The organism is Janthinobacterium sp. FW305-129, assembly GCF_020858115.1.
GTDB lineage: Bacteria > Pseudomonadota > Gammaproteobacteria > Burkholderiales > Burkholderiaceae_D > Janthinobacterium.
This window is the reverse complement of record NZ_JACYMM010000005.1, coordinates 238,114-250,151: the sequence shown is the minus strand read 5'-3', so window position 1 is coordinate 250,151 and position 12,038 is coordinate 238,114. Positions and strand designations below refer to the sequence as shown.

Sequence of the window (12,038 nt, the reverse complement as noted above, 5' to 3'; positions counted from 1 at the left end):
GCAACATTGTGCCCAGCGTGCAAGGTGCCATGACGATGTCAAGATACCATTGCTTACAACTACGCCACAAAAGCCTGATTTTATGTGCGTTAGCGCACGCTAGAAAATTTTAGGCGGGTGTATATTGCGAACTGATCTGTGTCTTTTGATAACAATGAAAGGGAATATCATGAAAGTAAGCAAAAATTGGATGACCGTGTGCGCCGCCGGGATGATGGTTGTGGCACTGGCTGCCTGCCAGAAGAAGGACGATGTCGCCGCCGGTCCTGCGGAACAAGCTGGCCAGAAGATCGATGCGGCCGCTGCCAAGGCAGAAGCCGACATCAAGGCTGCCGCGACCAAGGCTGACGACGCCGTGAGCAAGGCTGCAGCCGATACGGGCGCCAAGATGGACCAGGTTGCCGCTGACGCCGACAAGAAGATGAGCGAAGCGGCCGATGCCGTGGGCAAGAAAGTGGAAAAAGCCGGCGAAAAGATGCAGGACGCCGCGCACAAGTAATCACCGCAATAAGCGCGCCAGGGCCGGCTGCCGCCGGTCCGGTCACGGCGGCAACCGTCAGGTGATGGCGGCCGCGGCCACGCCATCGCTGGCGCCCGCTGGCCTGCCGTGCGCCGTTGTCCCTGTCCCTGTACTTGCAGCATCCATCCCGTCCGTTCCCCCCAGCACCACGCTCAAATCGACATAGCCGTCGCGCCACGCGCGTTCCAGGTCTTGCTCCACCGCTTCCAGGGTCGTGCGTTCCACGTGATGGAAACCGCGCAAGCCATACGCCCGGTTGCGCCCGTGCGCCTTGGCCAGGTACAGGGCCATGTCGATCAGGTTGACGCTGCGTTCCCACGTCAGCGGCCGTCCCAGCGGCGCCAGCGGATAGGGCGCAAAGCCCACGGACACGTGCACCTCGATGCTCTGCCCCTGGTAGTCGATGCGTTGCGCCGCCATGCCGTTGAGGATGCGCCGCGCGATATCGTCGAGCCCGTCGCGCGCGACGGCCGGCAGGAAGGCGAGGAATTCTTCGCCGCCCCAGCGCACGATCATGTCCGTTTCGCGCAACACTTCATGCAGGGTTTCGGCGATCGTCGTCAGCACCAGGTCGCCCGCCGCATGGCCGTAGCGGTCGTTGATGTGCTTGAAATGGTCGACATCGAGCAGGAACAGCGCGCCCACCACGTCGCTGCCCGTGTGCGTCTGCTGCGGCTTGCCCGCATGGCTGCGCATGAATTCCTGGAAATGGCGGCGGTTGTACAGGGCCGTCAGCGGGTCGCGCGAGCTCTGGCGCTTGAGTTCCTGGTTCTTCACCTTTAGCTGCACGTTCGCGTGGCGCACCTTGCGGTACAGCAAGCCGACGATGACGGACGCCATCGCCAGCACCAGCGCCAGCAGCCACCACACGCGCTGCTGCAGGCGGCGGTTGTCGATTTCCGTGCTTTTCAGCTGATTTTCGCGGCTCAGCAGCTCGATCTGGCGCTGTTTCTTTTCCGCTTCATATTTTTCTTGTAATTCATACACGGCCTTCTGCCGCTGTTTCTCGAACAGCTGGTTGGAAATGCTCCGCTCGCGGTGGTAGGCCGTGACGGCGCCGCGCAGGTCGCCCGCCTTTTCCAGCGCCGTGCCGTATTCCAGCAGCACGGCCTGCATATCCGGCTGGTTGGCCGTGCGTTCGTAGTAGGCCAGGCCCGTGGCCACGCTTTGCTTGCCTTCCTGCAAGCGTCCCTGGCCGATCAGCGCCTGGCCGATGTTGAGGCGCGCCGTCGCCTCCACCTGCTCGTTGTTGACCAGGCGCCCCGCCGTGATGGCTTCATTCGCGTAGCGCAGGGCGCGCGCGTAGTCGTTTTCCTTCAGGTAGCTGTCCGACAGATTGACGAGGGTGACGGCCACCATGCCGCGCGCGTCCAGCTGGCGTTCCAGCGCCAGGGCCGCCAGCAGGGCGCGCTGGCCCCGCTGCGGCTGCTGCGCATCGAGCGCCAGTCCGTATTCCGTATTCTTGGCCTGCGCCATGCGGCCCGGCGATGCCAGCGTGCCTGATACGGCCAGCAGCTCGTCGAGCACCTCGAAGCCCTTGTCGTATTCGCGCATCTGCGTGTACAGCAGGGTGAGGGCGTTCAGGGCGGCGGCCAGGCTGGAGGGGGAGTTGCTCTGGCGCGCCAGGTCGACGGCCGCCTGCAGCTTGGCCAGCGCAAACGGAAAATTGCCTTCCTCGGCCCAGGACTGGCCCGCGCTGATGGTCGCCTGCACGCGCACGGGCAAGTCGTCCGTGCGGTTGGCGATGCGTTCCGCTTCGAAGGCCAGCAGGTGCGAGGCGCGGCGTTCGTTCATGGCGAACGTGATGTAGGCCTTGCAGAGTATGCCTTTCGCCAGTGCCACGTCGCTCTTGTTCATGCGGGCATAGCCGATCAGCTCCTCGGCCAGCTGCATGGCGAGGTCGTTCTGTCCCAGGCGCATGCGGGCGTTGCTCAGCTGGGTAAGGAATTCTGCGCGTACGGGCAGGGGGGCGCTGCGCGCCTGCGTTTCCACCTCTTGCAGGCGCTGCAGGGCGCGCGCGGGCACGAAGCGGCCATCCTCGCGCACGGCGGCGATATGCTGCTCAAGGTTGCCGGCCTGGGCATGGGCGGCGGGCGGCAGCAGGCAGGCCAATGCCAGCAGCCAATGCGCCTTGCCCCATGATGCCCGTTTCTGTCTGCCTGCCAACGTCCCGCCCCCGCAATGACCATGCTTGTCTGCAGCGATTATATGATGTTGCAATCAAGAAATATCATGGCATGTGCAGATTTTTGCGAAAATGCACACTTTGGCTGCGCTTCAGCGCAGGGCCAGGGCCGCCGGGCCTGGCGCGCTGCCCTTCAGGCGGAAGATGGCGACTGCCGTGATCAGGGCTTGCGCCTGTTCCTGCAGGCTCTCGGCAGCGGCCGCCGCCTGCTCGACCAGGGCGGCGTTCTGTTGCGTGATGTTGTCCATCTGCGTGACGGCCTGGTTAACCTCGCTGATCCCCGCGCTTTGCTCGTGGCTGGCGCTGGTGATCTCGCTCATGATGGCGGCCACCTTCTGGATCGATTCCACCACCAGCGCCATGGTGCGCCCCGCCTCGTCGACGAGCTTGCTGCCGGCGTCGACCCGTTCCACGGAGGCGCCGATCAGGGTCTTGATTTCCTGCGCGGCGGCAGCGCTGCGGTGAGCCAGGCTGCGCACCTCGCCGGCGACGACGGCGAAGCCGCGCCCCTGTTCGCCGGCCCGCGCCGCCTCGACGGCCGCGTTCAGTGCCAGGATATTCGTCTGGAAGGCGATGCCGTCGATGACGCCGATGATGTCGGCGATCTGGCTGGAACTTTCCTTGATGGCGCCCATCGTGCTGACCACCTGGGCGACGACGGCGCCGCCCTGCACGGCGACGGCCGAGGCGGTGGCGGCCAGCTGGTTCGCCTCGCCGGCGTTGCTGGCGTTTTGCCGCACCGTCGCCGTCAGCGTTTCCATCGAACTGGCCGTTTCTTCGAGGGAACTGGCTTGCGCTTCAGTACGCGCCGACAGGTCGGCATTGCCCAGCGCGATTTCGTGCGTGGCCACCGACATTTCGCCGGTGCTGCTGCGGATATCGCCTATCAGCCCCGTCAGGTTGGCGTTAATGGTGTTCATCGCATGCAGCAGCACGCCGATTTCGTCGGCCCTTTCGATGACGGCGTCGATGCTCAGGTCGCCGCCGGCGATCAGCTGCGCCGTGGCGATCGCCTGGTCCAGGCTGCGCTTGATGTGGCGGTACACGAGGAACAGGCACAGCAGCGAGACCATCACCGACACCAGCAGCACGCCGACCGTGACGGAGTAGGCGGCCATGGTGCCGCTCATCGCCGTCTGCACGGCTGTGCTCGTGCGCTGGTCGAGCAGCGTGAGGAATTCATTCACCGGCTGCATGATTTTGCCCTTGTTGCTGTGGTAGGCGGCATCATGCATGATGGTGCGGGCCATTTCCGGATCCGGCGGCCCCTTCTTGGTAAAGTTGCCGCTGCCATCGTCGAACAGGCCCTTGACGGCGTTCATGGCGATCACCTCGGTCTTGACCAGGCCGTCGGAATTGGCCTGGGCCTCCTGCAGTTTGGCGAATTCCTGCTCGCTGAAGCCGGCTTTGCGCATCAGCTCGGCCAGGGGCACGGCGGGGCCCGTCGACGCGGGCACGGGCATGCCCGCCGCCACGAAGTCCCAGTAGATGCGTTCGTAATGGTCGGGGCGCGGTTTCTTGCCGTTGCGGATGTCGAGGATGTCCAGATATTGCTGCTCATACCTGGCGTCGCCGGTGACGACGTAGGTGCGGGCCAGCCGCGTCAGGTCGTCCGAGCTTTGCCGCAGTTCGTCTGCCAGCAGGTAGGACTGGTAGCGCGTTTCCGTGACGCGGTTCGCCTCGGCCTGCTTGCCCGCCACGCGGAACAGCGCCCACAGGCTGATGACGGAGAGCGCCAGGCTGAGCAGGAAAATGGCGGTGAAGATATTCTTGATCGACAGTTTGCTGCGCATGGTGCCCCCCGGAAGTGTGGTTGGGGCCGTCGGCGCTGCCCGCCAGATGAATATACTCCCGTCTGTACGGCATTTCTAATGCCGTACAGAAAAAAAGTGGCGCCATGCAACGGCGCCCCCTGCCTGTCAGACTGCCAGTTGCTGCAGCAGATACAGGCGCTGGTACAGGCCGCCTTCGATCTGCATCAGGCTGTCGTGCGGGCCCGCTTCCGTGATGCGGCCATGGTTGAGCACGATGATCCGGTCCGCTTCGCGGATGGTCGACAGGCGGTGGGCGATGGCGATGATGGTCACCTTGCCGCGCAATTCATTGAGGGCCGTCTGCACGATCTGCTCCGTCTGGCTATCGATGCGCGAGGTCGCTTCGTCCAGCAGCAGAATGCGCGGCTGGCCGGCCAGCGCGCGGGCAATCGCGATCAGCTGCTTCTGCCCCGACGACAGGCGCGAACCGCCTTCGCCCAGCGGCGTGTCGTAGCCGTGCTCCAGCGCGGCGATGAAGTCGTGCGCATGCGCGGCGCGCGCCGCCGTCTCGATCTGCGCCTGCGTGTAGCCGCGGCCCATGTCGATGTTTTCGCGCGCCGAGGCGGCCAGCAGGAACGGGTCTTGCGGCACCAGGCCCACGTCGGCGCGGAACTGCTCGTTGTCGATGCTGTCGAGGGGCACGCCATTGATGGCGATGCTGCCCTGCGTGACGGGGTAAAAACGCAGCAGCAAGGAGAGCAGGGTCGACTTGCCGCTGCCCGTGTGGCCGACGATGCCAAAGAAGGCGCCCTGCGGGATGCTCAGCGACAGCTTGTGCAGCACGGGCTGGTTTTCCACATACGCAAACGTCAGGCGCGCGATGTCCACGGCGGGCGTGTTGCCGTCATGCGCGCCATGGCGTGCCGCCGGCGCGGCTTTGCCGGGCGCGTGTTCCAGCGCCTGCGCTTCATCGAGCAGGGCCGAGACGCGCGCCGTCGCCACCACAGATTGCTGCAATTGGCTGAACTGCATGGTGATCTGGATCAAGGGTTCGATCACGCGCGCGATGTAGCTGATGAACGCATACAGCACGCCCACTTCCACGGCGCCCATCTCGCGCCGGCCGAAGCTGAAGATGACGACGGCCAGCAGCACGATGTTGAGCATGTCGAGCGCGGGGCGCAGCAGCCAGGCGTTGGCGCGCAATTCCTGCATGCGCGCCGTGTAATGGTCCTGGTTGATGCCCGTGAAGCGCGCGCCGAAGCGCTTTTCCGCATTATTCGCCTGCAGCACGCTCATGCCGCCGATCGATTCGGCGATCTGGCCGTTGATCTCGCTGCGCAGGGCGCGCGCGCGCGTGACGGCCGGCGCGCTCCAGCGCTGGTACAAAAAGACGATGAGCAGCACGGCCGGCAGCAGCGCCAGCACGATCAGCATCAGCCGCCAGTCGAGGAAGGCCATGGCGGCCATGGTGCCGACCAGCACGATGGAGCTGTCGAGGATGACGAACAGCACCTGCACGTACAGCGATTTCACGGCTTCCGTGTCGTTGGTGACGCGGCTGACCAGCTGGCCCGTGATGGCGCGGTCGAAAAAACTCATCGGCAGGCGCAGCACGTGCTGGTAGACGGTTTCGCGCAGGCGCTGCACCGAGCGCATGGCCAGGCCGGACAGGCGCACCAGCTGCAAATAGCGCAGGCCGGACGCGACCCAGCCCGTCAGCAGGCAGCCGCCCAGCAGCAGGGACATGCGCGTCCAGTCCAGGTTGCGCGGCAGCAAGTGCTGGTCGATCAGGGCCTTGCCTAAAATGGGGCCCGTCACTTCCAGGGCGGCGGCGAGAATCAGCCAGAACGTGGCCCAATATAAATGGCGCAGGTCGGGCGCGGCGGCGCGGCGCAGCAGGCCGACGGCTTGCGCGGCCTGGCGGCGCACGGATGGCGTGGCGGTGGTGGCTTGGTCGTTCTTAGATGGCATCGAGGCTGGCCTCCAGTTGTTGATAGCGCCACTGGCTGGCATACCAGCCGTCGCGCTGCATCAGCGCGTCGTGGTTGCCCGTTTCCGTCACGTGGCCGTCGCGCAGCACCAGGATCAGGTCCGCGTTGACGACGGCGCTCAGGCGGTGGCTGGCGATGATGGCGCTGCGCTCGGGGCGCTTGCGGCGCAATTCCTCCAGGTGCTGCAGGATGCGCGTTTCCGTGCCCGTATCGACGGCGGATAAGGCATCGTCGAGCAGCAGCAGGCCGTTGTCGGCCAGCAGGGCCCGGGCAATCGCCACGCGCTGGCGCTGGCCGCCGGACAGGGTGATGCCTTTTTCGCCCACGTGCGTTTGATAACCGTCCGGGAACTGCAAAATATCGGCGTGGATATCGGCCAGCTGCGCCGCCCGTTCCACTTCTTCGCGCGTGGCGCCGGGGCGGGCCAGCGCGATATTGTCGGCGATAGTGGCGGAGAATAAGAACGATTCCTGCGGCACCCAGCTGATGGCCGCGCGCAGCGCATGCAGGGTGTAGGCGTCCAGCGGCTGGCCGTTCCACGTGGCCGTGCCCGATTGCGGCGTGACCTGGCGCAGCAGCACGCGCAGCAGGGTCGACTTGCCGCTGCCCGTGGGACCGACCAGGCCCAGGGTCTGGCCCGGCTGCAACAGCAGCGAGATGCCGGACAGCGCGGGCGCCGTCTGGCCCGCATACGCAAAGCCGATGTCCTGCAATTGCAGGGGGCCGGGCGTGAGCGTATCAATCGTTCCATGGTCGTCGATGGCCAGCGGCGCATCTAACATCGGCTGCAGGCGCTGCCAGGCGGCGCGGCCCCGTTCGATCAACGACAGCACCCAGCCGGCGGCGAACATGGGCCAGATCAGCTGGCCCAGGTACATGGAAAAGCTCGTCAGCGCGCCGATGGTCAGCTGGTCTTGCCACACGAGGTAGCCGCCCAGGCCCAGGGTCAGCGCCGTGGCGGCCGTCAGGGTCAGGCCGACGGCAGGTTCGTACGCCGCTTCCCAGCGCTGCGCCGTCAGGCTGGCGTTGGCCGCGTGGCCGGCCAGGGTGGAAAACTGCGCGCTGCTGCGCTCTTCCAGGCCCAGCGCGCGCAAGGTGCGCACGCCCGACAAGGACTCTTGCACATGGTCGTTCAGCGCCGAAAAGCGCTTCAAGGAATCCGTCGACGCCGTATGGATATGGCTGGAAATGCGCCAGAAGGCCAGTCCCATCAGCGGGAAGGGGAGCAAGGCGATGCAGGCCAGGCGCCAGTCCACGCCCAGCAGCATGATGCCGAGCACCATCAGCAGGGTCAAAGTGCCGTCGAAACCGGCCAGCATGGCTTCGCCGGCGGCCATTTCGATGGCGTCGATGTCGTTCGTCGCCAGCGCCATCAGGTCACCCGTGCGCTGGTTCTGGTAGAACGACGCGCCCTGCTGCGACATGCGCGTGTAGAAGCGCGTGCGCAGCATCACGCCCAGCTGGTAGGCGGCCTTGAACAGGGTGATGCGCCAGCCCACGCGCAGGAAGTAGATGACGACGCCGACGGCGAGCAGGGTCAGCAGCTCAAGCCACAGTTCGGCGGCCGTCATGCGGTGCGCGGCCAGGGCGTCGATGATGGCGCCCACGCGGCGCGGGATCCAGACGGTCAGTGTTGCCACGCCGGTCAGCATGACGGCGGCGGCGGCATACGCCGGCCAATGCTGACGCACGAAGCCGGCGATGAGCCTCGATAAACTCATGGTTACCTTTTGTTTTGAGTAATGGGGTGTCGCGGGGCGGAAGGACGGGCACGCGGACGGAAAAGTACGCGTAGGATACAACAAGGCGGAAAAGCGCGCTGTGGACGGGCACGCAAAAAACGGGCCGTAGCCCGTTGTTTTGCTGCGTCACTGCCGTGCAGGAGGCTTACTTGCGGCCGCTGCCCTTGCCGCCGCCCAGCATGTCGAGCTGCTTCGATGGCGTGCCCTTGGGCGCTGCCTTGGCTGCCGCCTTGGCCGCCGGCGCAGGGGCGTGCTTCACGGCGGCCCTGGCCACGGTCTTGCCGGCGGCGCTGGCCGGCTTGGCGGCCGGTTTGCTCGTAGGAAATGATTTCGCGGCCGGCTTGGCGGGGGCTGGCGCGGCCGCGGCCGCGGCCGCTTTCGCTGGTGCTGCGGCAGGAGCCGGTGCGGGCTTGGCCGCTTCCGGCTTGGCTGCCGGTTTGGCCGCCGGCTTGGCTTCCACGGCTTTCACGGCAGGCTTGTCGGCAACCTTCTCGGCAACCTTGGCAGGCGCTGCCGCTGGCTTGGCTGCCGGCGCGGCAACAGGAGCGGGGGCTGGCGCGGCCTTGGCGGCCGGTTTGGCTACTTCGGCAGGCTTGGCGGCAACGGGGGCAGGTGCCGCTGCCGGCGCCGGCGCCGGCGCTGGTGCAGGCGGGGCGACGGCCAGCGCGGGCTTGGCTGCGGCAGGGGCCGGAGCGACGGCAGGGGCGGCCGCATCGAGGCGGGCCTTGGCCGAGGCCAGCAATTCCGCCTGGGTGCCCGAGGCGATGCCGAACAACTGGCGGCTGTAGGCCAGCACGCTAGCGATATTCGGCTGCGCCTGGCTGGTGCTGTAGCTGAAGAAGTCGCGCGGATCCTGCGTGACCAGCAGGTGCTGCGCCGTTTCTGCCGTCTGCGAGATGGCGGCCTTGCCGGCGTTCAGGTTCAGCGCGATGATTTTCTCGGCGCTTTCAAAGACTTTGCTGGTCAGAAGGCTGAAGATTTGCAGCTGGTTTTCCAGTTGCGACTTGGCGGCGCTGGAAATGTGTTCTGGAAGCGGAAACATATTTACTCCTTTGTACGGATTAAAATGCTGGCAAAACGCTCTGCAAAATCCCGAAAACCAGAGTTGGCCGCGTTTTGTAAAATGGGTAGCGTGCTGAACAGCTAAACATGGACTGATTATGATGCAACGCAATATGAATATTCTAGCGGTGATTCGAGTTAGTTGAAAGCTATTTTCTCAAGGGCGTGCACCGCGTGTTTTCTGCATGTTCGCATGTATTCATGCGCCTGGCAGCATTTGCAGGAAGTTTGCGCGCGCGCAAAGCGTTGTCATGAAATCTATGGCTACGCTTTTGCCAGTGACTATATTCGTGCACTGCAGCATCCTTGAGGAAGATAAGCTGACAATGCACTGGAAGCACCCGATACCGTAGTCAACCGAAGGAGTGTCCGCATGGACCTTGTCATCCGCAATGCCAGCCTGCCCGACGGGCGCCGCGCCATCGATATCGCCATCGAGGGCGGCCGCATCGCCGCCGTCGGCCCCGCCTTGCCCGTGACGGGTGCGCAAGAGATCGACGCCGCCGGCGACCTCGTCACGCCGCCCTTCGTCGACGCCCACTTCCACATGGACGCCACGCTCAGCTACGGCTTGCCGCGCGTGAATGCCTCCGGCACCTTGCTCGAAGGCATTGCCCTGTGGGGCGAGCTGAAGCCGCAGCTGACGCAGGACGCGCTGGTGGAGCGCGCGCTGCAGTATTGCGACTGGGCCGTGGCGCGCGGACTGCTGGCCATCCGCTCGCACGTGGACATCTGCGACCCGCGCCTGCTGGCCGTGGAAGCGCTGCTCGACGTCAAGCGGCAAGTGGCGCCGTATCTCGACCTGCAACTGGTGGCCTTCCCGCAGGACGGCATCCTGCGCAGCCCGGGCGCCTTCGATAATTTAAAACGCGCGATTGCCATGGGCGTCGACGTGGTCGGTGGCATCCCGCATTTCGAGCGCACCATGGCCGATGGCGCGGAATCCGTGCGCCTGCTGTGCGAATTTGCCTGCGAGCGGGGGCTGATGGTCGACATGCATTGCGACGAGTCGGACGACCCGCTATCGCGCCACATTGAAACCCTGGCCTTCCACAGCCAGCGCCTTGGCATGCAGGGCAGGGTGACGGGCTCGCACCTGACCTCCATGCACTCGATGGACAATTATTATGTGAGCAAGCTGCTGCCCCTGATCCGCGAGGCGGGCGTGGCGGCCATCGCCAACCCCCTCATCAACATCACCTTGCAGGCGCGCCACGACACGTATCCGAAGCGGCGCGGCATGACGCGCGTGCCCGAGATGCTGGCCGCCGGCATTCCCGTCGCCTTCGGCCACGATTGCGTGATGGACCCGTGGTACAGCCTCGGTTCGGGCGACATGCTGGAAGTGGCGCACATGGGACTGCACGTGGCGCAGATGACGGGCCAGCAGGCGATGCACGAGTGCTTCCTGGCCGTGACGGAAACGCCGGCGACCATCCTGGGCCTGGACGGCTACGGCATCGCGCCCGGCTGCCATGCGGACTTGCTGATCCTCGATTGCGGCAGCACCGTGGAAGCGCTGCGCCTGCGCGCGGCGCGGCGTCTGGTGCTGCGGCGCGGGAAAGTCGTCAGCGAGGCGCCGCGCGCGCAATCGCGCCTGCACCTGCCGGGGCGGCCCGAGAGTGTGAACTTTCGCCTGGGGCGCTGATACAATCGGCCATCACTTGTTATCGGGAGCACCGCCTTGAAAGAAATTGATATCCGCCCGGCCAACGAAGCCGATTTCGACGCCATGTGGCCGATCTTCCAGACCCTGGTGGCCGGCGGCGACACTTACACCTTCCCCGCCGATACTACGCGCGAAGAGTGCCACGCCTACTGGTTCGGCCCCGGCGTGCAAAGCTTCGTCGCCGTGATGGGCAGCGAGCGCCTGCTGGGCATGTACAAGCTGGTGGCGAACCAGCCGGGCCATGGATCGCACGTGGCGAATGCCTCGTTCATGGTCGATCCGGCCGCGCAGGGCGTGGGCGTGGGCCGCCTGCTGGGCGTGCACTGCATGGAAGAGGCGCGCCGCGCGGGCTACCTGGCGATGCAGTTCAACTTCGTCGTCAGCACCAACCTGGCCGCCGTCACCCTGTGGAAAAAGCTGGGTTTCACGGTGGTCGCCACCCTGCCGCTGGCCTACCGCCATGCGCAGCTGGGCTATGTCGATGCCTACGTGATGTACCAGCTGTTGACCGACCCGATGCAGTGGCCGGCATGAGCGGCGCCGTCATTGTGATCGAGACGTCCCGTCTGCGCCTGCGCACGGCCACCCTGGACGATGCGGCCTTCTACATGGAGCTGGTCAACGACCCGTCGTGGATCGCCAACATCGGCCAGCGCAACATCCATACCCTGGAAGCGGCCCGCGCCGCGCTGGAGTCGGGACCGATGGCGCAGTTCCGCGCGCATGGCGACTGCCTGTACATCGTCGAGCGGCGCAGCGATGGCGCGCCCGTGGGCATGGCCGGCCTGGTGCGCCGCGACAGCCTGCCCGGCCCCGATATCGGCTACGCCATGCGTCCCGCCTACTGGGGCCAGGGCTATGCCTGGGAAGCGACGGCGGCCATCGTGCGGCATGCGCAGCACGTGCTGCGCCTGCCCACGCTGTACGGCATCACCTCGCTGCAGAACCAGGCGTCGATCAATCTGCTCAACAAGCTGGGGCTGCGCTTCGAACGCTTTACGCGGCGCCAGCCGGACGGCAAGGATACGAATGTCTACCGCCGCGATTTCCGCCAGCATGGCTAGATTGGTTGGCTAGCTTGGCCGGCGCGTACCGGCAAAGCGGGAAAAAGT

At 65.6% G+C, this 12,038-nt stretch carries 9 protein-coding genes; 4 read left to right on the top strand and 5 right to left on the bottom strand.

Annotated elements, in window-relative coordinates; translation table 11 throughout:
• The first annotated feature begins 169 nt into the window (after nucleotides 1-169).
• Nucleotides 170-499, top strand: a complete 330-nt coding sequence (locus IGS61_RS12220; RefSeq protein ID WP_230539816.1) for a hypothetical protein — start codon at nucleotides 170-172, stop codon at nucleotides 497-499.
• A 57-nt stretch (nucleotides 500-556) separates the two neighbouring features.
• On the opposite strand, the gene IGS61_RS12215 is transcribed toward IGS61_RS12220, so the two are convergent.
• The 5 genes from IGS61_RS12215 to phaP all read right to left on the bottom strand — a co-directional run bounded on the left by IGS61_RS12215 (nucleotide 557) and on the right by phaP (nucleotide 9,237).
• Entirely contained in the window at nucleotides 557-2,686 is a 2,130-nt protein-coding gene (locus IGS61_RS12215) for a sensor domain-containing diguanylate cyclase (protein WP_329958052.1), read from the bottom strand.
• Between the two features lie 111 nt (nucleotides 2,687-2,797).
• Complete coding sequence (locus IGS61_RS12210) at nucleotides 2,798-4,498, bottom strand: methyl-accepting chemotaxis protein (RefSeq protein WP_230539815.1); 1,701 nt, start codon at nucleotides 4,496-4,498, stop codon at nucleotides 2,798-2,800.
• Between the two features lie 126 nt (nucleotides 4,499-4,624).
• Complete coding sequence (locus tag IGS61_RS12205) at nucleotides 4,625-6,433, bottom strand: ABC transporter ATP-binding protein (protein ID WP_230539814.1); 1,809 nt, start codon at nucleotides 6,431-6,433, stop codon at nucleotides 4,625-4,627.
• Entirely contained in the window at nucleotides 6,423-8,174 is a 1,752-nt protein-coding gene (locus tag IGS61_RS12200; protein WP_230539813.1) for an ABC transporter ATP-binding protein, read from the bottom strand. The genes IGS61_RS12205 and IGS61_RS12200 overlap by 11 nt, the downstream gene beginning before the upstream one ends.
• 166 nt (nucleotides 8,175-8,340) lie before the next feature.
• Nucleotides 8,341-9,237 carry a TIGR01841 family phasin gene (gene phaP / locus IGS61_RS12195; protein WP_230539812.1) on the bottom strand — a complete coding sequence of 299 codons (897 nt, stop codon included), beginning with the start codon at nucleotides 9,235-9,237 and terminating at the stop codon, nucleotides 8,341-8,343.
• 393 nt (nucleotides 9,238-9,630) lie between these two features.
• Here phaP and IGS61_RS12190 point away from each other — a divergent pair, with 393 nt between their 5' ends.
• From IGS61_RS12190 to IGS61_RS12180, 3 genes are read left to right on the top strand one after another with little or no spacing between them, the layout of a single operon-like run.
• On the top strand, nucleotides 9,631-10,905 hold the full coding sequence (locus IGS61_RS12190; protein ID WP_230539811.1) for an amidohydrolase family protein: 1,275 nt from the start codon (nucleotides 9,631-9,633) through the stop codon (nucleotides 10,903-10,905).
• Nucleotides 10,906-10,941: 36 nt separating this feature from the next.
• Entirely contained in the window at nucleotides 10,942-11,460 is a 519-nt protein-coding gene (locus IGS61_RS12185; protein WP_070257992.1) for a GNAT family N-acetyltransferase, read from the top strand.
• A complete protein-coding gene (locus tag IGS61_RS12180; RefSeq protein WP_230539810.1) occupies nucleotides 11,457-11,990 on the top strand; it encodes a GNAT family N-acetyltransferase in 534 nt (177 codons plus the stop codon). Before IGS61_RS12185 ends, IGS61_RS12180 begins: the two co-directional genes overlap by 4 nt.
• The last annotated feature ends 48 nt before the right edge of the window (nucleotides 11,991-12,038 follow it).

What these genes read in the sequence shown, in the direction of transcription:
- IGS61_RS12220 (WP_230539816.1), top strand. Translation starts at nt 170, where the DNA reads ATGAAAGTAAGCAAAAATTGGATGACCGTGTGCGCCGCCGGGATGATG.
- IGS61_RS12210 (WP_230539815.1), bottom strand. Translation starts at nt 4,498, where the DNA reads ATGCGCAGCAAACTGTCGATCAAGAATATCTTCACCGCCATTTTCCTG.
- IGS61_RS12205 (WP_230539814.1), bottom strand. Translation starts at nt 6,433, where the DNA reads ATGCCATCTAAGAACGACCAAGCCACCACCGCCACGCCATCCGTGCGC.
- IGS61_RS12200 (WP_230539813.1), bottom strand. Translation starts at nt 8,174, where the DNA reads ATGAGTTTATCGAGGCTCATCGCCGGCTTCGTGCGTCAGCATTGGCCG.
- phaP (WP_230539812.1), bottom strand. Translation starts at nt 9,237, where the DNA reads ATGTTTCCGCTTCCAGAACACATTTCCAGCGCCGCCAAGTCGCAACTG.
- IGS61_RS12190 (WP_230539811.1), top strand. Translation starts at nt 9,631, where the DNA reads ATGGACCTTGTCATCCGCAATGCCAGCCTGCCCGACGGGCGCCGCGCC.
- IGS61_RS12180 (WP_230539810.1), top strand. Translation starts at nt 11,457, where the DNA reads ATGAGCGGCGCCGTCATTGTGATCGAGACGTCCCGTCTGCGCCTGCGC.